Source organism: Stappia sp., from assembly GCF_965276915.1.
Classification (GTDB): Bacteria; Pseudomonadota; Alphaproteobacteria; order Rhizobiales; family Stappiaceae; genus Stappia.
Window position 1 is genome coordinate 4,539,856 of sequence record NZ_OZ255709.1, and the last position, 23,966, is coordinate 4,563,821.

The 23,966-nt window shown below is 66.9% G+C and carries 29 protein-coding genes; 12 read left to right on the plus strand and 17 right to left on the minus strand.

Features of this window, described 5'->3' with window-relative positions; all coding sequences use genetic code 11:
- Positions 1 to 29: 29 nt before the first annotated feature.
- Positions 30 to 932, minus strand: a complete 903-nt coding sequence (locus tag ACQY46_RS21210; RefSeq protein WP_428697953.1) for a branched-chain amino acid aminotransferase — start codon at positions 930 to 932, stop codon at positions 30 to 32.
- A 309-nt stretch (positions 933 to 1,241) separates the two neighbouring features.
- On the opposite strand from ACQY46_RS21210, the gene ACQY46_RS21215 reads away from it, so the two are divergent.
- From ACQY46_RS21215 to ACQY46_RS21225, 3 genes are all read left to right on the plus strand, one after another.
- Complete coding sequence (locus ACQY46_RS21215) at positions 1,242 to 1,748, plus strand: MarR family winged helix-turn-helix transcriptional regulator (protein ID WP_428697954.1); 507 nt, start codon at positions 1,242 to 1,244, stop codon at positions 1,746 to 1,748.
- A gap of 94 nt (positions 1,749 to 1,842) precedes the next feature.
- Positions 1,843 to 2,553 carry a response regulator gene (locus tag ACQY46_RS21220; RefSeq protein WP_428700537.1) on the plus strand — a complete coding sequence of 237 codons (711 nt, stop codon included), beginning with the start codon at positions 1,843 to 1,845 and terminating at the stop codon, positions 2,551 to 2,553.
- Between the two features lie 68 nt (positions 2,554 to 2,621).
- The gene (locus ACQY46_RS21225; RefSeq protein ID WP_428700538.1) at positions 2,622 to 3,962 is read left to right on the plus strand and encodes an ATP-binding protein; all 1,341 of its coding nucleotides are present in this window, start codon (positions 2,622 to 2,624) and stop codon (positions 3,960 to 3,962) included.
- A gap of 34 nt (positions 3,963 to 3,996) precedes the next feature.
- Here the strand turns inward: ACQY46_RS21225 and ACQY46_RS21230 are convergent, their stop codons facing one another.
- A complete protein-coding gene (locus tag ACQY46_RS21230) occupies positions 3,997 to 4,596 on the minus strand; it encodes a TetR/AcrR family transcriptional regulator (RefSeq protein WP_428697955.1) in 600 nt (199 codons plus the stop codon).
- 93 nt (positions 4,597 to 4,689) lie between these two features.
- On the opposite strand from ACQY46_RS21230, the gene ACQY46_RS21235 reads away from it, so the two are divergent.
- On the plus strand, positions 4,690 to 5,448 hold the full coding sequence (locus ACQY46_RS21235) for an SDR family oxidoreductase (protein ID WP_428697956.1): 759 nt from the start codon (positions 4,690 to 4,692) through the stop codon (positions 5,446 to 5,448).
- A 69-nt stretch (positions 5,449 to 5,517) separates the two neighbouring features.
- The gene (locus tag ACQY46_RS21240; protein WP_428697957.1) at positions 5,518 to 6,093 is read left to right on the plus strand and encodes a class I SAM-dependent methyltransferase; all 576 of its coding nucleotides are present in this window, start codon (positions 5,518 to 5,520) and stop codon (positions 6,091 to 6,093) included.
- On the opposite strand, the gene ACQY46_RS21245 is transcribed toward ACQY46_RS21240, so the two are convergent.
- From ACQY46_RS21245 to ACQY46_RS21280, 8 genes are all read right to left on the minus strand, one after another.
- Positions 6,087 to 6,452, minus strand: a complete 366-nt coding sequence (locus ACQY46_RS21245) for a tRNA-binding protein (RefSeq protein ID WP_428697958.1) — start codon at positions 6,450 to 6,452, stop codon at positions 6,087 to 6,089. The genes ACQY46_RS21240 and ACQY46_RS21245 overlap by 7 nt on opposite strands.
- A 178-nt stretch (positions 6,453 to 6,630) precedes the next feature.
- Complete coding sequence (locus ACQY46_RS21250) at positions 6,631 to 7,248, minus strand: ATP-dependent Clp protease proteolytic subunit (protein ID WP_428697959.1); 618 nt, start codon at positions 7,246 to 7,248, stop codon at positions 6,631 to 6,633.
- A gap of 45 nt (positions 7,249 to 7,293) precedes the next feature.
- Entirely contained in the window at positions 7,294 to 7,668 is a 375-nt protein-coding gene (locus ACQY46_RS21255; RefSeq protein WP_428697960.1) for an SRPBCC family protein, read from the minus strand.
- Positions 7,665 to 7,979 (minus strand): ArsR/SmtB family transcription factor, encoded by a 315-nt coding sequence (locus ACQY46_RS21260; protein ID WP_417768272.1) that lies wholly within the window; start codon positions 7,977 to 7,979, stop codon positions 7,665 to 7,667. The genes ACQY46_RS21255 and ACQY46_RS21260 overlap by 4 nt, the downstream gene beginning before the upstream one ends.
- Before the next feature lie 57 nt (positions 7,980 to 8,036).
- Complete coding sequence (locus ACQY46_RS21265; protein WP_428697961.1) at positions 8,037 to 8,732, minus strand: TetR/AcrR family transcriptional regulator; 696 nt, start codon at positions 8,730 to 8,732, stop codon at positions 8,037 to 8,039.
- Between the two features lie 148 nt (positions 8,733 to 8,880).
- Entirely contained in the window at positions 8,881 to 9,702 is an 822-nt protein-coding gene (gene proC, locus ACQY46_RS21270) for a pyrroline-5-carboxylate reductase (protein WP_428697962.1), read from the minus strand.
- Entirely contained in the window at positions 9,699 to 10,199 is a 501-nt protein-coding gene (locus ACQY46_RS21275; RefSeq protein WP_306029341.1) for a YbjN domain-containing protein, read from the minus strand. The genes proC and ACQY46_RS21275 overlap by 4 nt, the downstream gene beginning before the upstream one ends.
- 297 nt (positions 10,200 to 10,496) lie before the next feature.
- A complete protein-coding gene (locus tag ACQY46_RS21280) occupies positions 10,497 to 10,781 on the minus strand; it encodes an accessory factor UbiK family protein (protein WP_428697963.1) in 285 nt (94 codons plus the stop codon).
- Between the two features lie 204 nt (positions 10,782 to 10,985).
- Between ACQY46_RS21280 and lgt the strand changes: the two genes are divergently transcribed.
- The 6 genes from lgt (at position 10,986) to ACQY46_RS21310 (ending at position 16,924) form a co-directional block, all read left to right on the plus strand.
- On the plus strand, positions 10,986 to 11,819 hold the full coding sequence (lgt, locus tag ACQY46_RS21285; protein WP_428697964.1) for a prolipoprotein diacylglyceryl transferase: 834 nt from the start codon (positions 10,986 to 10,988) through the stop codon (positions 11,817 to 11,819).
- On the plus strand, positions 11,816 to 12,922 hold the full coding sequence (locus tag ACQY46_RS21290; RefSeq protein ID WP_428697965.1) for a class I SAM-dependent methyltransferase: 1,107 nt from the start codon (positions 11,816 to 11,818) through the stop codon (positions 12,920 to 12,922). The genes lgt and ACQY46_RS21290 overlap by 4 nt, the downstream gene beginning before the upstream one ends.
- 85 nt (positions 12,923 to 13,007) lie before the next feature.
- Positions 13,008 to 13,778 (plus strand): peptidoglycan editing factor PgeF, encoded by a 771-nt coding sequence (gene pgeF / locus ACQY46_RS21295; protein WP_428697966.1) that lies wholly within the window; start codon positions 13,008 to 13,010, stop codon positions 13,776 to 13,778.
- A 2-nt stretch (positions 13,779 to 13,780) separates the two neighbouring features.
- Positions 13,781 to 14,938 (plus strand): M24 family metallopeptidase, encoded by a 1,158-nt coding sequence (locus ACQY46_RS21300; RefSeq protein WP_428697967.1) that lies wholly within the window; start codon positions 13,781 to 13,783, stop codon positions 14,936 to 14,938.
- Between the two features lie 101 nt (positions 14,939 to 15,039).
- Positions 15,040 to 15,558, plus strand: coding sequence for a hypothetical protein (locus ACQY46_RS21305; RefSeq protein ID WP_428697968.1), 519 nt, complete (start codon positions 15,040 to 15,042; stop codon positions 15,556 to 15,558).
- A 433-nt stretch (positions 15,559 to 15,991) separates the two neighbouring features.
- Positions 15,992 to 16,924: a ribose-phosphate pyrophosphokinase gene (locus tag ACQY46_RS21310; RefSeq protein WP_428697969.1), complete on the plus strand. Its 933-nt coding sequence runs from the start codon at positions 15,992 to 15,994 to the stop codon at positions 16,922 to 16,924.
- 67 nt (positions 16,925 to 16,991) lie between these two features.
- On the opposite strand, the gene ACQY46_RS21315 is transcribed toward ACQY46_RS21310, so the two are convergent.
- On the minus strand, positions 16,992 to 17,417 hold the full coding sequence (locus ACQY46_RS21315) for a DUF4399 domain-containing protein (protein WP_428697970.1): 426 nt from the start codon (positions 17,415 to 17,417) through the stop codon (positions 16,992 to 16,994).
- Between the two features lie 186 nt (positions 17,418 to 17,603).
- Here ACQY46_RS21315 and ACQY46_RS21320 point away from each other — a divergent pair, with 186 nt between their 5' ends.
- The gene (locus ACQY46_RS21320) at positions 17,604 to 18,059 is read left to right on the plus strand and encodes a DUF411 domain-containing protein (protein ID WP_428697971.1); all 456 of its coding nucleotides are present in this window, start codon (positions 17,604 to 17,606) and stop codon (positions 18,057 to 18,059) included.
- Here ACQY46_RS21320 and ACQY46_RS21325 read toward each other — a convergent pair.
- From ACQY46_RS21325 to ACQY46_RS21350, 6 genes are all read right to left on the minus strand, one after another.
- Entirely contained in the window at positions 18,035 to 19,222 is a 1,188-nt protein-coding gene (locus tag ACQY46_RS21325; protein ID WP_428697972.1) for a glycosyltransferase family 61 protein, read from the minus strand. The two genes, ACQY46_RS21320 and ACQY46_RS21325, sit on opposite strands and share 25 nt — an antisense overlap.
- 49 nt (positions 19,223 to 19,271) lie before the next feature.
- The gene (locus ACQY46_RS21330) at positions 19,272 to 20,240 is read right to left on the minus strand and encodes a UDP-glucuronic acid decarboxylase family protein (protein ID WP_428697973.1); all 969 of its coding nucleotides are present in this window, start codon (positions 20,238 to 20,240) and stop codon (positions 19,272 to 19,274) included.
- 90 nt (positions 20,241 to 20,330) lie between these two features.
- Positions 20,331 to 21,197 (minus strand): ABC transporter permease, encoded by an 867-nt coding sequence (locus ACQY46_RS21335; protein WP_428697974.1) that lies wholly within the window; start codon positions 21,195 to 21,197, stop codon positions 20,331 to 20,333.
- Positions 21,184 to 21,957: an ABC transporter ATP-binding protein gene (locus tag ACQY46_RS21340; protein WP_428697975.1), complete on the minus strand. Its 774-nt coding sequence runs from the start codon at positions 21,955 to 21,957 to the stop codon at positions 21,184 to 21,186. The genes ACQY46_RS21335 and ACQY46_RS21340 overlap by 14 nt, the downstream gene beginning before the upstream one ends.
- A 25-nt stretch (positions 21,958 to 21,982) precedes the next feature.
- Entirely contained in the window at positions 21,983 to 23,017 is a 1,035-nt protein-coding gene (locus ACQY46_RS21345; RefSeq protein WP_428697976.1) for an ABC transporter substrate-binding protein, read from the minus strand.
- 227 nt (positions 23,018 to 23,244) lie between these two features.
- Positions 23,245 to 23,841 (minus strand): hypothetical protein, encoded by a 597-nt coding sequence (locus ACQY46_RS21350; protein WP_428697977.1) that lies wholly within the window; start codon positions 23,839 to 23,841, stop codon positions 23,245 to 23,247.
- Positions 23,842 to 23,966 lie beyond the last annotated feature (125 nt).

A 23,966-nucleotide genomic window follows, 5' to 3' on the forward strand; every position in this document is an offset into this window, starting at 1 on the left:
CCGTCTTCGCCCGACATCGCCAGACCGGATCAGCCGGCGGCGGCGACCCGCGCTTCGGCCTTCGGCTGGACTTCCCGCTGGTAGTCTTCCATCAGCGCCTTGGTGATGGCATCGACCTGGAACGACCAGTCGGCGATTTCCGACACCGGCGTCACCTCGGCGGCCGTGCCGGTCAGGAAGCAGGATTCGAAGCCGGCGAGTTCCTCCGGCAGGATCGCCCGCTCGATCACCTCGATGCCGCGCCGCTTCGCCAGGCCGATCACCGTGCGTCGGGTGATGCCGTCGAGGAAGCAATCGGGCTTCGGCGTGTGGATCTTGCCGTCTTTGATGAAGAAGACGTTGGCGCCCGTCGCTTCCGCCACCTGGCCGCGCCAGTCGAGCATCAGCGCGTCCGCATAGCCCTTGCGCTCGGCCTCGTGCTTGGAAATCGTGCAGATCATGTAGAGGCCTGCGGCCTTCGAACGGCACGGCGCCGTCGCCGGATCCGGCCGGCGATAGGGCGCCATGTCGAGACGGATGCCCTTCAGCCGCTGTTCCGGATCGAAATAGCTCGGCCATTCCCAGGCGGCGATCGCCAGGTGGATCGTGTTCGTCTGCGCCGACACGCCCATCATCTCGCTGCCGCGCCATGCGACCGGACGCACATAGGCATCGACCAGGTTCTCGCGGGCAAGCAGCTCGCGCGTCGCCTTGTTGATGGTCTCGGGGCTGTAGGGGATCTCGAAGCCCAGGATGCGTGCCGATTCATGCAGGCGGTCGGTGTGCTCCTCGAGCTTGAACACCTCGCCGCCATAGGCGCGCTCTCCCTCGAACACGCTGCTGGCATAGTGCAGGCCGTGGCTCAGCACATGCAGCTTGGCATCGGCCCACGGCACGAAGGCGCCGTCATACCAGATCTCGCCTTCGCGTTGGTCAAAAGGCACCTGCGCCATGTCGAAATTCTCCCGAAACATGCAACGGGCTTGATCCCGCTTGCGTTTGAATGCGACCCGAAACCGGAAGGAACGGATCGAACCGACTGACTTGCAACCCGATCGCGCGGCTTTGCGCGGCCCGTCATCTGTTTGTATGGTGGCGGGCCACGGCTGGCCGATGCAGGCAATGCGTGAACCGCAAGCATCGGCGAAAAGTCGCGATCTGCAACGGTGAAGGACAACATCTACCATGCTTGAAGGGCGATGACGTACGATCATTTCGCAGCAGACAGGATACGTGTAACAATCGGTCGGAAATAAGTCAATATGACTGACGTAAATTTCTCGGACACGCTCCCTGCGGAGCCTGACGCCTCCACGACGGCGATCCCGATCGACCTGATCGAGCTGCTGTTCTTCGCCTATCGCGACTTCACCTCGGACCCCGATGCGGTCCTGGCCGAGTTCGGCTTCGGCCGGGCGCACCACCGGGTCCTGCATTTCGTCAGCCGCAATCCGGGCCTCCGGGTCACCGACCTTCTGGCGATCCTCAAGATCACCAAGCAAAGCCTTGCCCGGGTGCTGAAGCAGCTTGTCGAGGAGGACTACATCTCGCAGGAGCCCGGCCCGCAGGACCGGCGCGAGCGCCTGCTGTTCGCCACCGCCAGGGGCGAGGCGCTTGCCGCCCGCCTGACCGACCTCCAGACCCGGCGCATCCGCCGGGCCCTCACCGCCATTCCCCCGGGCGGTCAAGATATCGCCCGACAGTTCCTCTATCATATGATCGACCCCGACCAGCGCGGCGACGTCGCGCGCCTGATCGACGGCGAATGACAAGAGCGATCCGCGCCACCGCGCATCACCATGAAAGAGCGAGAAGCCGGCCGTGACGATCGATTCCGCCGAACTCCCGATCTCCGGTTCTCCCCTGACCGGGACCCGGGACCGCCCCGTGCTGGATGACGATGCCCCGCATCTGCTGCTTGTCGACGACGACACCCGCATCCGCACGCTGCTGCGCCGTTTTCTCGCCGAGCACGGCTTCCGCATCACGGTCGCCGCCTCGGCGGCCGAAGCCCGCCGCCGGCTGGAAGGGCTCGCCTTCGACCTGCTCGTCGTCGACGTGATGATGCCGGGGGAAAGCGGACTGTCGCTTGCCTCCGACCTGCACGGGCGCTCCGACGTGCCGATCCTGATGCTCACCGCCCGCTCGGACGCCGCCGACAGGATCGCCGGGCTCGAGGCCGGCGCCGACGACTACCTCGTCAAGCCGTTCGAGCCGCGCGAGCTTCTGCTGCGCATCCGCGCCATCTTGCGCCGCCGCGCCGCGCCCGAGGCAATGCCGCCGGCCGACGTCCGCTTCGGCCCCTATGTGTTCGACGCCGCGCGGCGCGAACTGAAACGCGGCGAGGAGATCGTCCGGCTGACCGACCGGGAGAAGGAGATCCTGTCCCTGTTCACGGAGAAGCCGAACGAGACCGTGCCACGCACCGAAATCGTCGGCGACGACAGCGGCCTGGGCGAGCGCACCGTCGACGTGCAAATCAACCGCCTGCGCCGCAAGATCGAGACCGATCCCGGCAATCCGCTTTATCTGCAGACCGTGCGCGGCATCGGCTACCGGCTCGTATGCGATTGAGCGGGCGCCTGCGCGGCAAGCTGCCGGACTGGTCGCTGCCGCCCGCCCTGCGGCGGTTCACGGACACGCTGGCCGTCCCCTATCGCGCCTTCGCCGGGGCGCTCTATCGCCGCACGCCGAAGGGCCTCTTCGCCCGGACCCTGCTGATCATCGTGGCGCCGCTTGTGATCATGCAGGCGGTTCTGGCCTTCGTCTTTCTCGAGCGCCACTACAATCTCGTTACCCAGCGCCTGTCCGACGCGGTCGTGCGCGACATCGCCCTTCTGACAACCCTGGCCGAGAGTGCGGAGAGCGAGGAGGGGATTGCCGGACTGACGGAGATGGCCCGGCGCGATCTCAGCCTGGCGATCAGCATCCTGCCGCCCGAACCGCTGCCGCCGCCCCGGCCCAAGCCCTTTTTCGACATCGTCGACCGCTATCTCTCCCAGCAGATCGCGGCGCGAATCGGCAAACCGTTCTGGATCGACACGGTCGGCCGCTCGAGCTTCGTCGAGATCCGCATCAAGCTGCCCGACAACGTGCTGCGCGTCATCGCCCGGCGCAGCCAGACCTACGCGTCCAATTCGCATTTCTTCATCGTCTGGATGGTCTCCACCTCGCTCATCCTCGTCGTCATCGCGCTGCTGTTCCTGCGCAACCAGACGAGGCCGGTCGAGCGGCTGGCAACGGCGGCGGAAAACTTCGGCAAGGGACGTCCGATCGAGGACTTCCGGCCGAGCGGCGCGCGCGAGGTACGGCGCGCGGCCCAGGCCTTCATCGAGATGCGTCGGCGCATCGAGCGCCAGATCGAGCAGCGCACCACCATGCTCGCCGGCGTCAGCCACGATCTCAGGACCGTGCTGACCCGTTTCCGCCTGCAACTTGCCCTGTTCCCCGACAGCGAGGAAGTGCGGGCGCTGCAGCACGACGTCGACGAGATGAAGACGATGCTGGAGGACTATCTCGCCTTTGCCCGCGGCGAAGGCGACGAGCAGGCGCAACTGACCGACATCGGTCTCTTGTTCGAGGACCTGGAGGCGGAGGTCGAGATCCTCGGTGGCGCCGTCTCGTCCCGCCTGGACGGACCGCCAATGGTCAACCTGCGCCCCAGCGCCTTCAAGCGGGCACTGACCAACCTGGTGACCAATGCCGCGCGGCACGGCAGCGAGGTGCGTATCGAGGGCCGCAACGCCGACGGCTGGCTGACGATCACCATCGACGACAACGGCCCCGGCATTCCCGAGGACGAGCGCGAGAACGTCTTCCGCCCCTTCTACCAGCTCGACCAGGCACGCAACCGCGACACCGGCGGCAGCGGCCTGGGCCTTGCGATCTCCCGCGACATCGCCCGCGCCCATGGCGGCGACATCGTGCTCGGCGCCAGTGACGGCCTGGGCGGGTTGCGCGCCCGGGTGCGTATTCCCGTCTAGCACCGGTTCATTCGGCGCAGAAGAGCCGAGAGGCTCACTCCGGCCTGCCGAGATAGCCGAGCACGGCGCGCTCAAGGCGACCTTTCAGGTCTTCCATGTTGTCCTGCCCGGCGCGCACGGCAGCGGATGCCATTCCGTGGCACATGGCAACCAGGTCGAAGGCGCAACGCTCGGCATCCGCGACCCCGCGCTCAACAAGGAACCCGGCGATCAGGCCGCGCAACTCCGCCTTCAGCACCTGCGTTTCCGCATCGATCGGCAGGTCTTCCTCCTCCCGCTCCAGCGCCCGAGCCAGTTCCGGCCGCGCCGTGTGATGGTCCAGCGTGGCCGCCAGCAGAGTTCCCACCGCCGGGCGGAACGCCTGCGTCGCCGCCGCCTGCACCGCCCCGCGCAGCAGCACCACCATGTCGCGCCGCATCTCCCGGATCAGCTCCGCAACGATCGCCTCCTTGCCGGGGAAGTACTGATAGAGCGAACCGACCGAGACCCCGGCACGCTCGGCGATACGATTCGTCGTCAGGGCCTGTCGCCCCTCTTCCACGAGAATGCGAGCAGCCGCCTCCAGAACAGCGTCGCAAGTCGCCTTGCTGCGGCCCTGTACCGGGGTTTTGCGCGGCTTGAGCCGTGTGTCCATCGGGTCTGCCCAATGCGAGTGTGAATGTGAGCGATTACTCGCATAATCGACCGGATCTGCGAAGGGCTTTTCGCCCCCGACAGGAAGGACCCGATGAGAAAAACATTCGACCTTGCCGGTCGCACGATCCTGGTCACGGGCGGTTCGCGCGGCATCGGACTTGAAACCGTGCGCCAGCTGCTCGCCCGCGGAAACTCCGTGCTGGTCACCGCGCGCGACATCGCCCCGCTGGACGATCTGGCCGAGGCCCATCCCGGGCGGCTCGACGCCTTCGCGGCCGATCTCGGCACCACGGGCGGCGTGCGTGCGCTTGCCGACTGGGTCGCGACCCGACATCCCGGTTGCAGCGTCGTCATCAACAACGCCGCGATCATGATCCACCAGGACCTTGCGAGCGCGCCGCCTGCCTTTCCCGATGACATTGCACGCGAGATCGCCGTCAATCTCGCAGCCCCCGCGCAGCTTGTAACCGCCCTGTTGCCGCTGCTGTCGCGCCAGCCCACGGCCGCGATTGTCAACGTCACGTCCGGGCTTGCCATCGCACCGAAGCGCGACGCAGCGGTCTACTGCGCCACCAAGGCGGGCCTGCGCAGCTTCACCCGCGCGCTGCGCGACCAGTGCGAGGCGGCCGGGCGTCAGATCCTTGTCAGCGAGGTTGTGATGACATTGGTCGATACCGGCCTGTCGCGGCCTTCAACAATCCGCAAATACCCGCCGACACGCGCCGCCGCCGACCTCTTGCGCGGCCTGGAAGGGGGAAAGAAGGAAATCTGGATCGAGAAGACACGAGCCTTGCGGGTCCTTCACCGGATCTCGCCAGCGCTTGCCTACGCGATCATGCGCGGCCGTTGAGACGGCCCGCGCCGTCCCCAGACAACCATCACATCCATCCCGCACCGATCACCCGAGGCCTCCCCCCCAATGCCGACCGGACAGACAGCCTTCTTCCACCAGTTCCTGCGTCGCCCGCGCCAGGTCGCGGCGCTTGCCCCTTCCTCGCCAAGCCTCGGCGAAATGATGGCGCGCCAGCTTCCAGCGCAGGCCAGCCGCGTGGCGGAACTCGGCCCGGGCACCGGCGTTTTCACCCGTTGCATGATCGACTGCGGCATCGCCGAACGCGACCTTGTCCTGTTCGAGATCAACCCGCTCTTCGCCGGCGACCTGGCAGCCCGCTTTCCGCAAGCCAGACTGCACAGACTGCCGGCCCAGGAGCTGGCGCGTGTCGAGGCGGCTCCCTTCGACGCCGTGCTGTCCGGGCTGCCGCTGCTTTCGATGAGCGCCGACGAACAGGCCGCGATCCTGGGCTCCGCCTTCTCCCGGCTCGGGCCGGACGGCGTCTTCATCCAGTTCACCTACGGCCCGAAATCGCCCCTGCGCTCCCGCGTCACGAAAGGGCTAGGATTGAGCTTCACACGCACCAGGCGCGTCTGGGCGAACCTGCCGCCGGCAACCGTCTATGTCTTCCGCCGTCCCCGCGTGCGGGCGGCCGCTCAGTAGAGCCGGCCGCCGAGAGGAACGTCCTGGTCGGGAGCGAGCAGCACGACCTCGCCGTCGGCATCGGGCACGCCGAGCGTCAGCACCTCGGACATGACCGGGCCGATCTGGCGGGGCGGAAAGTTCACCACCGCAAGCACCCGGCGGCCAACCAGCGTCTCGGGCGTGTAGTGGCGGGTGATCTGGGCGCTGGTTTTCTTGACGCCGATCTCCTCGCCGAAATCGATCTTCAGCTTGAGTGCCGGTTTGCGCGCCTCGGGAAAGGGCTCGGCCTCGATGACGCACCCGACGCGGATGTCGACTTTCAGGAAATCGTCAAAGGTAACGGTCGGCGCAACGGCGCCCTTGTCGGCATCTGCCATACGGAAAACCCTGTCTTGTAAAAGCGAAGAAGGCGAGAGACCCGCGCATCCGGCGTCAGCGGCCGGATGCATTCGCGAACCATCGGACGACATTACGGCATCGCTCCGGCTCGTGCAAAGCACCGCGAACAGGACTTGCGCCGGCTGGCCTGTTCGCGGGACAGGGCCGCCCGACGGGTCAGTCGCCAACCGCCGCCGTCTGCTCGCGAGGCGTGAGGATCCGGTCGATCAGGCCCCATTCCAACGCCTGTTCCGCGGTCATGAACCGGTCCCGGTCCATCGCCTCCTCGAAGGCATCGTAGCTGCGGCCGCAATGCTCGGAATAGAGCCGTGTCATGCGATGCTTCGTTTGCTTGATCTCCTCGGCATGGATGAGCATGTCCGAGGCCTGTCCCTTGAAACCCCCGGAGGGCTGGTGAATGAGAATGCTGGCATTGGGCAGGGTCGCCCGTTCGCCCGGCTCCCCCGCCATCAGCAGGAAGGAGCCCATGGAGCGGGCCGTTCCCATGCACAGCGTGTGCACCGGCGGACGGATGTAGCGCATGGTGTCGTACATGGCGAACCCGCTGGTCACCATACCTCCGGGCGAGTTGATATAGAGGCTGATCGGCCTTGTCGGGTTCTCCGCCTCGAGGAACAGGAGCTGTGCGCAGACAAGGGCGGAAACGTCGTCATTGACCTCGCCGTTGAGGAAGATGATCCGCTCGCGCAGCAGCCGCGAGTAGATGTCGAAAGACCGCTCCCCTCGTGCCGACTGCTCGACGACCATGGGGACGAGTTGCATCGCTTCGCGCATCGGCGAACTCCAGTGCTTCCGGGTTTTCGAAGGATCTCGCGGCTGTCAGGCCGCAAGCATGAGGCAGGGATCGCTGCTCGTCGGCGGCTTTCCCGCTCGCCTCAGCCGCACGTCCGTCAGTTCGTGAAGGACCCGCAAACGCGTGCCGCCCGCCCCGTTCGGGTCGATGCGAAAGGTCACGATGCTTTCAAGGAAGGGCGGAGCCGGTTCGCGCATCCGGTAGCTCGCCTCCCGCCCCGGTTCGGTGCAGACGGGCTCCTCGCCGGCAAGCGGATCACCGGGCATCCAGCGGGCACGAAACTCGGCCAGGCTGAGCGCCCGCCAGACCTTCTCCGGCGGTGCGTCGAGGTCGAATTCAAGGGTGAGCTCCGCCGAAGGCTCCTGGCCGGTCTCGCTCTCGCCGAAAATCCCGTCGCTCATTGGTCCATGTCCTTCAGCAAGTCCTTCAGGGCATCGACGCGCGCGGGCCAGTAGGCGCGATACTTCGCCATCCATCCCGCGACCAGCGCCAGCCCCTCCGGGTCGACCTCGTAATAGACGAAGCGTCCCTCCCGCATCTCCTTGACGAGGCGGGCGGTTCTCAGGACCGAGAGGTGTTGTGACATCGCGGGCTGGCTGATCGCCATGCCTTCACGCAGGGCGGTCGCGTTCATGCGGCCGGCAGCCAGCTTCTCGAAGACGGTGCGGCGAGTCGGGTCGGCAAGGGCGCGAAAGACATCGTTCTCGGTCATGCCGACATATAAGCCTATGCTTATTCGTCAGGCAAGACCTTTTTCAGGCGTCCGACCTCAGGCCGCTGGAGACGCCGCGCCGGGTGAAGCCCCGCCGTCAGCCTCGGAGCCAGCCTCCGGCGGAGCCTTGCGCGCCTTTCGGCCACGGGCCACGGCGGAAAAGAACGGCTTCAGGAAGCGGCTGACACCGTCGAGCCGGCCCATCCAGCTCTCGCCTTCGTCCAGCTGCCGGTCGAGCGCCGACATGGTGCGCGCAAGTCCCGGATCCTCGTCCGTCAGCCAGGTGTCGACGACCCGCGCGAAGGCGATCGCCAGCCCCTGCGCCATGACGGAGGCGCGCGGGCCGGAGGCGGGAATGCCGGCGGCGGTGAGCATCCAGCGCATCGAGGTCACCGCCTCGCGGTTGATCTTCAGGGCAAGCTGCGGATCGCGCGCGGCCGCGCGCTTCATCTCGCGAAGCGCATCCTTGTGGGGAGCAAGGGCATCGAGCCGCGACATCAGGACATCGAAGAGCCGCTCGCGGGCCGGCTGGTCCGCCATGTCCTCGTCGATATCGTCGAGAACCGTCTGGTCGACCTCGGACAGAAACGCCCTGAGGCAGCCAGTCTTGCCGGAAAACTCGGCCCGCAGCACCGACAGCCTGACGCCGGCCCCGGCGGCGATGTCGGTCATTTCGAACCCGCTCCAGCCCCGCTCCCCGACCAGCTTGAGAAAGGTCGCGACGATCTTCTGTTTCGTCTTCTGCGTTGCCATCATCATCTCCCGGGTTGCCGCCGGAGCACGATGTCGTGCCGGCATCCTCGAAAGATCAATGTAGGCAGAGCGCCGGCAAATTTCGACACCCCGCGACGCTTTGCCCGCGAAAGCGGCCAGAAAGACAGCCGCCAGCCGCGGGAAAGCCTCAGCCGGCAAGCTCCTCGGAGCGCTTCTTCGCCGCCGCGACGGCACGCGTCATCACCGGCGGCAAGCCGCCATCGGCATCCATCAGCACCTCGAGCGCCGCGGCCGTGGTGCCATTCGGCGAGGTGACGTTGCGGCGCAGCTCCGCCGCAGGCTTGTCGGAGCGGTACATCAGCTCGCCGGCACCGCACACGGTCTGGCGGGCGATGCGCATGGCGAGGTCGGCGGGAAGTCCGGCCGCGATACCGGCCTCGGCCAGCGCCTCTGTGAGATAGAAGACATAGGCCGGCCCCGAGCCGCTGACCGCGGTCACCGCATCGATCTGCCGCTCCTCGGCGATCCAGTCAGACGCCCCGATCGCGGCAAGCAGCGTGTCGACGGTGGCGCGCTGCACGGCGCTGGTGCGCGGATTGGCATAGGCAACGCTCATGCCGCGCCCGACCTGCGCGGGCGTGTTCGGCATCACCCGGACAATGGCGACATCCCCGAAGGCTGCGGCGAAGGTGGCGACCGGCGTGCCGGCCGCGACCGAGATCACCAGCGTCTCGCCATCGACGCTGGAGGCGACGCCGGGCAGCACGCTCGCCATGATCTGCGGCTTCAGCGCCAGCAGCAGGACACCGGCGCGAAGGGCGGGATCGACGGCGACGGCATGCCGGATGCCGGTACGCGCCACAAGTTCCAGAAGCTCCTCGGAAGCGTTGGGATCCACCACCAGGATGGCGTCCGGGTCGGTTCCGGCATCAACCCAGCCGGCCAGCATGGCGCCGCCCATCTTGCCGGCGCCGACAAGAACGAGCGGACGCTCCTTCGAAAAACTCATGCTTCCCCCGCAGTCTCGAACAGGGCGGTATCGATCGCCTCGGAGGCGCTTTTACCGGCCCATACGACGAACTGGAAGGCCTGATAGTAGCGCTCGCAGGATTCGAGCGCGTTGGTAAGAAGTCCCTCGATCTGCCGGGAGGTGGCCTCCGCGCCGCCGGCAAGCAGCAGCGACTGGCGGAAGATCACCACGCCCTCGCGGTTCCACAGGTCGAAATGGCCCATCCAGAGCTGTTCGTTGACCAGCGCCAGCAGACGCACGACTTCCGTGCGGCGCGGATCGGGGACCTTCAGGTCGAAGGCACAGGCCAGATGCAGGGCCTCGAGGTCCTCCATCCAGGAGAAGGAGACGTGATAGTCGCACCAGTGGCCGGTGACGGAGATCGTGATCTCCTCGTCGCAAGACCTTTCGAAGGACCAGTCGTTGATCGCCGCGATATGCTCGATCGTGTCGACGGGATTGGCGGGCCGTTCGAAATCGATGTCGATGAGGCTCATGGGAGGTTCCTCTCGGCTTGCGGGCATCGCGCCCTGGCCGGACGCAAGGCCATCCGTGTCGGTCCGCAGGAGTTTGGCCTGCCGCCAGCAATTTTTCGCGTGCCCGAATGGCGGCCAAAGCCGGTCCGGCAGCGGACGCCGCGAATCTTCGCCTGAAACCAGTATATAGGGAGAAGTTAATTCAAAGATATGTTCACGTTTCTTTTACGCTTTTGAACCTGTGGATGGCAGCGGCGAAATTACGTCGGGAAAGCCTTCGATTTTCCCCGCCGCCATCCCTCGCAAATTATTCCGGCATCAGTCTCCGGAGGTCTTCGGCTTGGCCGCGCGGGGCTTGGCCATCGCCTTTTCCAGCTCGGCGACGCGCGCTTCCAGCGCTTCGACCGCATCCAGAGCCTTCGCCGCCATGTCCTTGACGACGTCGTGCTCCTCGCGCTTGACCAGATCCATGTCCGCCAGGAACCGTTCGGCCTGCGCGCGGAACGCCGTCTCCACCTCACGCCTGGCGCCCTGGGCAACGCCGGCCGCGTCCGTCATCAGCTTGGCGAAATCGTCGAGAATCCGGCTCGATCCCTGTGTCATGATGCCTTGTCCTTTCCCGGATACGCGGATGTCGCCGGCGACGATGCCGGCCCCGCAGATGTTCTGCCTTCTAGGTAATGCGCTTTGCGCCTCAGCGAAACACCCGGAACGGGTGAAATCGTCGCAACCTTGACGCGGCGGGGCAAACGGCGGCAACGTCCGCCCCGCGCGCGGCACCCTCGCCGCCGGCCAGCCGGAGGCGCCATGCCTGTTCTCGTCCTGCCCTTTCCCGCAATCGATCCGGTGTTGATCGAGTTCGGCCCCTTCGCGATCCGCTGGTATGCGCTGGCCTATATCGCCGGCCTGCTCATCGGCTGGCGCTACATGCGCGGCCTCGTCGCCAGGGACAGCCTTTGGGGCGGCACACCGCGACCCGGCCTTGTCGATGTCGACGATTTCGTCGTCTACGCGACGATCGGCACGATCCTCGGCGGACGCCTCGGCTACGTGCTGTTCTACGCGCCGGGCTACTATCTCCAGAACCCGCTCGACATCCTGCAGGTCTGGTCGGGCGGCATGTCCTTCCATGGCGGCTTCCTCGGTGTCGTCGTCGCGATGGTGGTCTTCGCCTGGCGCCGGGGCATACCCATTTGGACCATGTTCGACCTTGCCGGCGCGGTCGCCCCGATCGGGCTCTTCTTCGGCCGCCTTGCCAACTTCATCAATGGCGAACTCTGGGGCCGCGTCACCGATGTGCCCTGGGCCTTCGTCTTCCCAGGCGCCGGACCGGAGCCGCGCCACCCGAGCCAGCTCTATGAAGCCGCGCTCGAAGGCCTGCTGCTGCTTCTCGTGACCCGGATCGGGCTGTCACGCGGCGGCTTCCGCCGTCCAGGCCTCGTCGCCGGCACCTTCGCGCTCGGCTACGGGCTGTCGCGCTCCTTCGTCGAGCTCTTCCGCGTGCCCGATGCCCATATCGGCTATCTCCAGTTCGGCCTGACCATGGGCATCGTCCTGTCGCTGCCGATGATCGCCGCCGGCCTTTTCGCGATTCTTCGTGCCCTGCGCCGTCCCGCGACGGGTACGGACAGCGGCGCGTGACGCGCGGGACGCCAACGCCGCTTGCCGACAGGATCCGCGCGCTGATCGAGACGGCCGGGCCGCTCTCCGTCTGTGACTACATGGCCCTGTGTCTGGCCGACCCGCAGCACGGATACTACATGCGCGCCGAACCCTTCGGCGCCGGCGGCGACTTCATCACCGCTCCCGAGGTCAGCCAGCTCTTCGGCGAAATGATCGGCGCGTGGCTGGTTCACGCCCATGCCGCCTCGGGCGCGCCAAAGAGGTTCCACCTGGTCGAACTGGGCCCCGGTCGCGGCACGTTGATGGCCGACATCCTGCGTGTCGCGCGCCTGCGACCGGCATTCCACGCCGCCGCCAGCCTTCATCTGGTGGAGACGAGCCCCAGACTGCGCGAGGTCCAGAAGGCGGCGCTCGGCGCGAATGCGGTCAACGTGCAATGGCACGACTCGATCGCGGGCCTTCCCGTCGATGCGCCGCTTCTGATCGTCGCCAACGAGTTCTTTGATGCCCTGCCGATCCGGCAATATGTCCGCCTCCAGGGGCGCTGGCGGGAACGCTGCATCGGCCTTGCGGACGACGGAGAGACCCTCCGCTTCGTCCCCGGCACCGGGGGGTTGGAGGACGCGGATCTTATCGCCGGCCTTGCCGGGGCGCCGGAAGGCGCGGTCGTCGAGACCCAGCCGCTCGCCAATGCGTTGATGCAGGACCTTGCCACCCGGCTTGCCGCGCAGGGCGGGGTCCTGCTCGCAATCGATTACGGCTATGGCCGCACGGCCGCCGGCGACACGCTGCAGGCCCTGCGCAGGCATGAGCATGTGTCCGTGTTCGAGGCGCCCGGCCTGTGCGACCTTACAGCCCATGTCAATTTCGAGGCCCTTGCCAGGGCAGCAAACCTTGCCCCGCTGCGGCCGCGCCGGCTGCTTGGCCAGGGAGAGTTCCTGCTCGCCCTCGGCCTGCTGGAACGCGCCGGACAACTCGGCGCGGGCAAGAGCGAAGACGACCGGGAACGCATCCGCGGCGAGGTCGAACGGCTGGCAGCCCCAGGCCAGATGGGCGATCTCTTCAAGGTGCTGGCCGTCGCCCCTGACATCGTGCCGCTGATGCCCTTCGATCCCGTTTGACAGCGGACGTCGATGCACCCACCATCGCGCCGTCTTCCCGTGCCCCTTATCCCTCGCTCCGTGACAGGACAGGCCTTTCGCCCCGATGCTGACATCTCCCGACCTTTCCGCGCTTGACGGCATTTCCCACGGCTTCTTCACCCGCAAGGGCGGCGTCTCCTCGGGCATTTATTCCAGCCTCAATGTCGGCCTCGGCTCGGACGACGAACGCGCCGCCGTGCTGGAGAACCGCACCCGGGTCGCCAGCCTGCTCGGCGTCGCCCCCGGCGCCCTGGTCTCGCCCCACCAGCACCATTCCCCCGACGCGATCGTTGTCGACCGCCCCTGGACACCGGACGCACAGCCGCGCGGCGACGCATTGGTCACCGACCGCCCCGGCATCGCGCTCGGCATCTCCACCGCCGACTGCGGACCGGTGCTGTTCGCCGATGCCGGCGCAAGGGTGATCGGTGCTGCCCATTCCGGCTGGCGCGGCGCCCTCACCGGCGTGCTGGAGGCGACGCTGGCCGCGATGGAAGGGCTCGGCGCCCGCCGCGACCGCATCGTTGCCGTGCTCGGTCCGACCATCTCCCGCGCCAGCTACGAGGTCGGCGAGGAATTCGTCGAACGCTTCCTCACGGCGGATGCCGGCAATAACCGCTTCTTCGCCCCTGCGGACCGCGACGGCCATGCGCTGTTCGACCTTCCCGCCTACATCCTTTCGCGGCTGGGCACGGCAGGCATTGCGCAAGCCAGCGACCTCGGCCGTTGCACCTATCTGGAGGAGGACCTTTTCTTCTCCTATCGCCGCTCCACCCACAGGAGCGAACCGGATTACGGCCGCCTCGTCTCGGCCATCTCGATCAGCGGAAACTGACCATGTCCCTTGCTTTCTCCCGGGAGGAATACACTGCCCGGCTGCAGACCCTGACGGCGCGCATGGCGGAGGAACGCCGCGACGCGATGCTCCTCTTCGCCCAGGAGAGCATGTACTGGCTGACCGGATACGACACGTTCGGCTTCTGCTTCTTCCAGTCGATGGTCGTCACCCGCGACGGCCGCATCGTGCTGTTGACCCGTTCCGCCGACCTGCGGCAGGCGCAACTGACCTCCACCGTCGACGACATCCGCGTCTGGGAGGACCGAGACGGGGCCTCGCCGGTGCTTCAGTTGCGCGACCTGCTGTTCGAGCTCGGCCTCGACGGCAACCGCATCGGCGTCGAGTACGACACCCACGGCATGACCGGCCGGATCGCCATCGACATCGCGACGCTGCTTGCCGATTTCGCGCTGCTGGAGGATGCTTCCTCGCTGGTCGCGGTGCTGCGGTCGGTGAAGACGCCGGCGGAGATCGCCTGCGTGCGCCGTGCCGCGGCGCTCACGGATGCCGCCTATGAGGCGGCGCTGCCGCTGATCGGCCCCGGTGCGCGCGAGGGCGACATCCTGGCCGCGATGCAGGGCGCGGTCTTTGCCGGCGGCGGCGACTATCCCGCCAACGAGTTCATCATCGGCTCCGGCCCCGAGGCGCTGCTGTGTCGCTACCAGACCGGGCGCCGCACGCTGGACGCCAGCGACCAGCTGACCCTGGAATGGGCCGGCGTCTACCGGCGTTACCATGTCGCCGCCATGCGCACGGTGATCGTCGGCGAGCCGACCGGCCGCCACGTCGCCCTTTACGAGGCGGCCCGCGCAGCGCTCGCGGCCGTCGAGCAATGTCTCGTGCCCGGGCGCGACTTCGGCGAGGTGTTCGATGCCCACGCGCGCGAGATCGACGCGCGCGGCGAGGGCGCCCACCGGCTTAACGCCTGCGGCTATTCGCTTGGCGCCCGCTTTGCTCCCAGCTGGATGGACTGGCCGATGGCCTATCGCGCCAACCCGGCACGGATCGTTCCCGACATGGTGGTTTTCGTGCACATGATCCTGGCGGATTCCGACACCGGCGCGGCCATGTCGCTGGGCCAGACCTACCTGACGCGCGAGGGATCGGCCGAGTGCCTTTCGAAGCTCCCCCTCGACCTGCCGGTCAAGGCGGGATAAACGAGGAAACGAAACATGGTGGAGCGCGGCGCGCGCGAGGCGGCGACGAAGCGCAACCACCGGCAATCGAAGCGATGACGGAAACGGACAGACAAGGCGAGATGAACGTGCTTTCCACCTTCCGCAAGACCGTTCTGCGCGGCGCCGTCCCGGCTCTCGCATTGCTTTTGGCCGCCTGTGCCGGCCAGCCCCTTCCTCCGGCCTATGTCGCCGACAACGACCGGCCCGCGGCAAGCGCTCCGGCACCGTCGGTTCCCGCCGGCCAGGCGACCGTTGCGTTCGAGCCCTTTACCGGCGCGCCCGGCAACATCGCCGACGCCCTGTCGCGGCAGATCGGCAACGAGGCCCGCAACCAGAACCTGAACGTGGTGCGCCGGGTGGGCGCACCCGCCACCTACCGGATCAACGGCTATCTGTCCGCCTCGGGAAGCCAGTCGGCCACGACCCTGTTCTATGTCTTCGACGTGGTCGATTCGTCCGGCAACCGGCTGCACAGGATCCTGGGGCAGGAATCGGCCCCCGGCTCCTCCGGCGATCCGTGGGCCGGCATCGACGATGATGCGCTCAATCGCGCCGCGCGCCGCTCGGTCAGCGAGCTCGCCGCCTGGATTCGCCGCTAGTGACCCGGCGCCGGCATTTGCATCCCCGCCTGGCGCGTCCGGGAGCAAATGCCGGTCTTGAGGAGATCGCCGGCAAACACATGATTCTGGCCGCGCTTTTGATGCGCGCATGCGGCGCGGCGCCTGTGGCGAGCGGGACCTGCGTGCCGAATTCGCTCCGCCGGACATGACCGTGCAGCCCTTCCTTCGCGCGGTTCCGGTTACCGACTTTCCGAAAAACATGCCCACACACGCACTGGCCGGTTGTGAAACCCGGGAGGCGTTGTTAAAACGCCGCCGCCTGATGGAGGAACGGCCGTGACGATGCCGGACCCCGGTCCGGCCGGCCGCGCCTAGACCAGGGCCACCAACAAAGACCAGACAGACCACGTGTGAGCCTGTCATGCCGGAGCCGCCCCCCGCGGCGACGGATCCAAGAAAGGACTTGCGGGCCATGAAGATCGTCGCGGGCAATTCCAATCGCGCGCTTGCCGAGGAAATATCGCACTATCTCGGCGCGCCGCTGGCCAAATGCCAGGTGCGCCGCTTCGCCGACCAGGAAATTTTCGTCGAGCTCCAGGAAAACGTGCGCGGCGAGGACGTCTTCGTTCTGCAGTCCACGAGCTTTCCCGCCAATGACCATCTGATGGAGCTGCTGATCGTCATCGACGCGCTGCGCCGCTCCTCGGCCAAGCGCATCACCGCGGTGATGCCGTATTTCGGCTATGCCCGCCAGGACCGACGCGCCTCCGGCCGCACGCCGATCTCGGCCAAGCTGGTCGCCAACCTGATCACCCATGCCGGCGCCCATCGCGTTCTCACGCTCGACCTGCATGCCGGCCAGATCCAGGGCTTCTTCGACATCCCCACGGACAACCTGTTTGCCGCGCCGGTGATGACCCGCGACATCAAGGAGCGCTATTCGACCGACAACGTCATGGTCGTCTCTCCCGACGTCGGCGGCGTCGTCCGCGCCCGCGCGCTGGCCAAGCGCATCGACGCGCCGCTCGCCATCGTCGACAAGCGCCGCGACAAGCCCGGAGAGTCCGAGGTCATGAACATCATCGGCGACCCGACCGGGCGCGACTGCATCCTCGTCGACGACATCGTCGATTCGGGCGGCACCCTGTGCAACGCCGCCGAGGCACTGCTCGACCAGGGCGCCAAGTCGGTGACCGCCTATATCACCCACGGCGTGCTCTCGGGCGGCGCGGTCGCCCGCGTCACCTCCTCCAAGCTCAAGGAACTGGTGATCACCAATTCCATCGAGCCGACGGCCGCCGTCCTCGCCGCGCCCAACATCCGCGCGATCTCGATCGCCCCGCTGATCGGCGAGGCGGTCTCGCGCACCGCGCTGGAACAGTCGGTGTCGAGCCTGTTCGGCTGACCGCGCCACACCTTTTCGAGCTTTAAACGAACGGCGGGGGAAACCCCGCCGTTTTTTTGTCGCGGCGCTACTCGACGGTGATCGTGATCACCTGCGATTGCACCGGCGACTGGTGCGGTATGTGGTTGTGATCGCCGAGGATCAACTGCAGCCGGTGCGTGCCCGGCGCAAGCTCGACCGTCGTTTCCGTCTGGCCGCCGCCGAAATGCCGGTGGTTGTCGTCCGCCGGAATGGCGTTGTCGTAGTCCTCCAGCTCCTGATCGATCAGCAGGTGGTGATGGCCGGTCATCTCCTTCTCCACGCCCGCCGGCGCAACGCCCATTCCGCTCAGGCCGAATTTGACGGTCAGCGGGCTCGAGACGGTCGCACCGTCCTGCGGCGTGATGAAATAGACCGCGGCGCCCTCCGGCGCCGGCGTGCGGTGGCTGTCAGCGAACGCGACGGCGGGCAGCAACGCGAGGACGGCGACGGCAAACGGTCTGAAACCCGGCATGTTCTTTCCTTCCGTATCGATGGCACCGCAGGGCGCAGGTTGCGCGGACCGGCACCGCCGGGAAACTAGACCTTTCCCGTTCCCCGGCAAGGGATGGAGCAACTGTCCGCCTGCCCCTTGACCTTACCCCTGCTGGAAGCCGCAAGACATCTTGGCGAAGATGACAGGAGAAGGACCTTGGCTCCCATGAACACACATGCCGCTTTCGCCCTCGCCGCAACACTTGCCCTGTCGCTTCCCGCGACACTGCCAGCCCATGCCGCGGGCGAGACCATGACCGTGTGGAAGTCGCCCTGGTGCGGTTGCTGTGAAGCCTGGTCCGACGCGATGCGGGCGGCCGGCTACGAGATCGTCATCGAAAACCGGGAGGACCTCGCCCCGGTCAAGGCAAAGGCGGGCGTGCCTGCCGCCATGGAAGGCTGCCACACGGCCCTGGTGGAGGGCTATTTCCTCGAGGGCCACGTGCCGCTCTCCTCGGTCGGCCGGTTGCTCGCCAACCGGCCCCCGATCGCCGGCCTGGCGGTGCCGGGCATGCCCTCGGGCTCGCTCGGCATGGGCGAGGATCCGGCCGCGCGCTACGACGTCCGTTCGGTCGACCGCTCCGGCGCGATCGGCATCTACGAGCGCGTCGGCGCGCGCTGAGACCTCGGACCGGCGGGCGGGACCGGCGGCCCCAGCAGGTCCCGCAGCACGGCGGTGACATGCCCGGGGTCGACTGCAAAGCCGGCGAAGAGCGGATCGCCGCCGTCTTCCTCCGCTATTGAGGGAACGTTGCGGTAAATAAGCCCGGCCTGTGCGCAGAGGTCCATGAAACACGGGTTGGCGTGGCCGCGCGGCATGAACTCGACCAGCTTCGTTCCGGGCCGGGCCCACGCCATGTTGACGAGGCCGGCGCCATGGGGCGCGACGACGATCTCCGCGCTGGCGAACAGCGCCCGCTGGTCGGCAACCGACAGGCTCGCGCAATCGATGACCTCGAACCCGAACGGAGTGATGGCCTCAAGGACGTCCGGCTCGTTGAGGAGGGGACGGCGCAAGGCGCCACCGCGTGTCACATAAATCCTGCGCGCGGGCCCGGCCGGCTCCTCCGGCAGCCGCCATCCGCTCACCTGGCGCAGGGCGGCGGCGATCCAGTCGTGATTGCGGGTACCGCCCTTGACGCGGACAGGCAGATGCGCCCGTTCCAGCACGAAGGCGTCGGCCGAGGACAGCGGCACGATCCGCTCGCGCGGGATGCCGCACAGCTGCGCGACCTCCTCCTGCCAGCGAGAGCCGTTCCAGGGCATCAGGACATGGCTGACCGAAGAAAGGTCGAGCCCGCACTGGCCCAGGAACCAGAGGTCGCACATCGCATCGACCCAGAAATGAAAGTAGTTCTTGCAGTCCGGATAATAGGCCCCGAGCAGGATGGTATCGCCGTCGAGCGTCACGACACGCATGCGTGCGTCCAGCTTCCGCTGAAACGCCGCGCGCAGCCCCAGCTTCCAGTGAGCCTGGCGAACGGTTCGCATCCGCGCGTCGGAAAGCCGAAGCCATCGGGCATGCTCGTCCCTGTCAGGGCTGACATGCGGCAGGGACGAGATCCGCAATCCCTGCTCCACGAGAACGCCGGCCGGTCCGCGTCCTGCCACCGCCGGATCTTCGCGGCGCCAGACAAGCGGGGCGACGTCCGGGCCGACCTCCTCCCAGGTTCCGGGAGTCGGCATGATGCCCTGCAGCCCGTCGGGCGCCGGACGAAAGCCGCTGCGTCGTCGCGCTTCGACCGACAGGGCGCGATCAAGCAGGTCGATTGCCAATGAAAACACGTCCGCAAGCCGTCTTGTGGTTTCTGCAACCTGTCACTGCCGGGCAAGCTCAGCCCGTGTCAAGCTCCGGGTGCCGCCTGAAATACCCGACCGTCTCCCTGATCCCCTCTTCCAGGTCGATGGAAGGGGCCCAGCCGAGCACCGCGCCCGCACGCCGGATATCGGGTTGTCGTTGCCTTGGGTCGTCTTCCGGCAGCGGCAGATGCGCGACCCCTGACGGAGAGCCTGTCTCCAGCAGGATGACCTGCGCGAGCTCGCTCATGGTGCACTCCCTCGGATTGCCGAGATTGACCGGCCTCGCGCTGTCGTCCCGCAACGCCATCAGCCGCACAAGCGCCTCGACCATGTCCGACACGAAGCAGAAGGATCTGGTCTGGCTCCCGTCTCCGTAGATCGTCAGCGGCGCGCCGCCCAGTGCCTGGACGATGAAGTTCGAGATAACCCGTCCGTCGGCATGGCGCAGGCGCGGGCCATAGGTGTTGAAGATCCGCGCGATCCTGATCGCCACCCCGTGCTGGCGGTGGTAGTCGAAGAACAGGGTCTCCGCGCAACGCTTGCCCTCGTCGTAGCACGCGCGTGGTCCGATCGGATTGACATTGCCCCGGTAGTCTTCCGTTTGCGGATGCACGAGCGGATCGCCGTACACCTCGCTGGTCGAGGCCTGAAGCACCGGCACGCGAAGACGCTTGGCCAGGTCGAGCACGTTGATCGCCCCCAGGACCGCAGTCTTCACGGTCCGCACCGCGTCGCTCTGATAGTGCACCGGCGAGGCCGGGCAGGCGAGATTGTAGATCTCGTCCACCTCGACATGGAGAGGCTCCGCTATGTCGTGCGGCAGGAACGCGAACCCCGGGTTGTCCGTGAGGTGCCCGATGTTGAGAAGGGTGCCGGTCGAAAGATTGTCCGCGCACACCACCTCGTGGCCGTCCGTCAGCAAACGGTCGCACAGGTGGGATCCGATGAAGCCGGCGCCTCCTGTCACCAGGATGCGTTTTCGGCTCTCGTATAGCTTCGGCATTCCGGTTTTGCTCCAGAGACGTACAGGACGACCGCTTGGGAAGGAGAGCGCGAAAGTTCCAGTCGGTACGGATTTGCCGGCGCGGCGGGATCAGCCGCGCCAGCCAAGCAGCCAGGCTTCCGCCTTGCCGATCAGCCAACTGACGACAAGACCGAGGACGGACAGGATGGCGACACCGGCGAGCAGCTGGTCGGTGGCAAACAGGCTGCCGGCCATCAGGACATAGGCGCCGACGCCGTATTCGGCGCCGATCATCTCGGCCGCCACCAGCAGGATGATCGCAATCGAGGCCGAGATGCGGCAACCCGACAGGATCGCCGGCATGGCGCCCGGCAGGATGATTTTGCGCACGATCGACCACCAGGAAAGGCCGAAGGACTGGCCCATGCGCACCAGGGTCCGGTCGACATTGTCGACGCCGCCATAGGTGGCGATCACGGTAGGGAAGAACGAGCCGAACAGGATGGTCGCCACCTTCGAGCCCTCGCCGATCCCGAACCAGATGACGAAAAGCGGCAAAAGCGCGATCTTCGGGATCGGAAACAGTGCCGAGACCAGCGGCAAGACGCCGGCGCGCGCCAGCGAGAACAGCCCGATCATCAGCCCGACCGCCACGCCAAGCGACATGCCGAGCGTCCAGCCGATCACGAGGCGCTGCAGCGAGGCGGAGAGATGCCGCCACAGCTGCCCCGATTCGACCAGGTAACGGAACGCCTCGAACGCCTCGCTCGGCGCCGGAAGGACCAGATTGCTGATCACGCCGCTGCGCGATCCCGCCTCCCACAGGACGATCAGCGCAACGAAGACGAACAGCCCGACGAACCGCACGGGCACGGGGCGAAAACCGCCACCGCGATAGGGCACCGGCCGCAACGCCGTGTGCGCGGCGGGCGAGACACCGTCCCCGTCATCGGTCGCGGCAGGTGCGGCCGTCTGCGATCCCTCAAGCGACGCCATCGGCGATCTCCCTGTCGGCGGCGCGTGCCTCGTCGCGCAGCAATTGCCAGAGCTCGCGCTGCACGGCATCGAGTTTCGCATCGCCCGTGCCCCGATCGGCAAGGTCCCGGTCGATCTCGACGATGGTGCGGATGCGGCCCGGGCGCCGCGACAGGACGACGATGCGGTGGCCGAGACGCACCGCCTCCGCCAGGTTATGCGTGACGTAGCAGGCGGTGAAGCGCTCGCGCTGCCAAAGGTCGACGAGATCGTCCATCAGCAGCTCGCGCGTCTGGCTGTCGAGCGCCGACAGCGGTTCGTCCATCAGCATCACCGCAGGGCGGACGCTGAGCGCGCGGGCGATGGCGACACGCTGCTTCATGCCGCCCGACAATTGCCGCGGCAGCGCCTTGCGGAACTCCGACAGGCCGGTGCGGGCGAGGACATCGGCAATGATCTCCTCGCGCTCGCCCCTGCTCATGGCATGGTCTTCCAGCACCAGCGAGACATTCGCCTCGACGCTGCGCCAGGGCAGCAGCGCAAAGTCCTGGAAGACATAGGTCAACGGGTTGAGCGAGCCGACCGGCACGGGGCCCGAGAGCAGCACCTCGCCCTCATCGGGCCGCTCCAGCCCGCCGATGAAGCGCAGCAGGGTGGATTTCCCGCAGCCCGACGGGCCGATGATGCACACGATCTCGCCCTCGCCAACGGCCAGGTCGATATCGTTCAGCACCTCGGTCGCGCCGTAGCGGTGCGTGATCCCGCGAAGCAGGAGGTCCATGCCGGCTGCGCCCCGTCCTTGCTTGTCAGTCGGTCTCGACGAAGCTGGAATCGACCAGCATCTCGATGCTGACGGATGCCGGCACAAGCTTCTCCGACTGGAACCAGGCGAGCTGGTCGGCGATCGAGGTCATGTTCAGCTTCGCGTTCTTGTTGACCCGCATGGCGCCGTTGCGGATCGACGGCGCGGCCTTCTCGAACGGACGGTCATTGTAGACATACTTGTGCAGCAGCTTGAGCATTGCCTCGGCTTCCGCCTCGCCGGCCGTGTTGTCGACCAGCGCCGCGTTGAAGTCGTCCGCGCCCCTGGAGAAGGCGGCGAGGAAGCGCTTCACGAGGTCGGGCTTGTCGACCGTGTTGGCGGTCGAGGTGAAGACGGTCGTCACCTGGTAGTCCGGGATGTAATCCGCGACCATTCCGATCGCCTCGATCTCCGGCCCCGCCGCCAGCGGTTTGGCGATATGCGGCACAATCGCCCAGGCATCGATCTGGCCGGTCTTCAGCGCGCCGATCACGGCACCGACCTTCTGCAGCGGGCGCAAGGTGATCTCGGAGCGGTCGAAGCCCTCCTTGTCGGCGATCTTGTGGGCGATGTAGTGGAACGACGACCCCGTCTGGGTGATGCCGAAGCTCTTGCCCTTCAGCCCGGCCGGCGACGTCACGCCGGCATCATGGGCCGCCTTGGAGACGAGGATTATCTGGCCGTCGATGCCGGCCTCCTCCTGAAGCGCGCCGCCGACGACCTTGACCGCCCCCTTCTCGGCCAGGTTGATCAGGCCGCCCGAGATCGCGGTGACGCCGAAATCGACATCCCCCGAAGCGATGGCCACCGCCATCGGCTGCGCCGCCTGGAAATACTCGAATGTCACCTCGAGCCCCTCGTCGGCGAAATAGCCGCGCTCGAAGGCGATGAAGCTCGGCGCATGGGAGGTAAAGCGCAAGGCGCCGACGGTGATCTTGTCCGCGGCCACGGCCGGGGCGACAGGAGCAAGGGACACGCCGGCAACGATACCGGCCGTCGCAACAAGTTTCACAAATCCGCGTTTCGTCAGTGCCGTCATGGCTACCTCCCAGTTGTGGCCGGAGATCCTGTCGCCGGCTCGTCTTTCCGCTTGCGGTGTTTTCGACGCGGGCCGCGCCGGGGTCCACGGTCCCGGGCCACGCGCCGGCCACGCCGGGGGTGGCAGGTGAGCGCAGGGTGGCCTCCTTGTCAATCTGTGCAGGCTGGCTATTCGGGCTGGACCGGCGTGCACCGGAAAGCGGCGCGCCCGGGATCAGGCGCGGCGCGTCAGATTTCCTCTACGTCGACACCGACCGTCAGTGCGCCGATGACCGCTCCCGTCTGCGGGTCGACGACGGGAATGCTGACCTGGCTCTGCACGGTCTGGGTGGATTCATCTTCCACGAGCGGCCCGATATGCAGCGCCTCAGGCCCAACCGGCACCGTCATCCGCCACTTGTCCTCATCGCCCTGCCAATAATCGCTGGTTGCCTGGCTGAGCCCGACATTGAGCCCCTTCCCGTCCATCACGATGATTTCCGTGAAGAGGCCGTCGCTGGCTTCCTGCATCTGCACCAGGTATCTCGACACCGGTCTGTCGAGTATCTCGTCGACCAGCGCCCGGGCACCGGTTTCCGCCTCGTTCCGCCAGGTGGCTTCGAGTTCCTCGATCCGCGCCTGGTTGTAGGAGGCCGTCACTTTGTTCTGTGCCCGCACGGCCTCGATCACCACATCCGCTGCCGCGATCGCCGTGAGGCGCGCCTGTGCCAGGCGCGTCAGGTCCTCCTCGAAGACATTGAGCCCCGCCGCCCAGGACACTCCCGTCACGGTAAAAACCACAGCCGCAGCGCAGATCCGTCCCAGCCAGTTCAACATCGCACCCATCGGTTCATCGTCACGAAATCGCCGGCCGGGAAGACCCCGGACCGCATGGCAGCATACAACATCCCTATTGCGAAAGAGTTGCAAGCCCGGGATTGCGCCAACAGGCGGTGCCGCAGTCCTGCGGG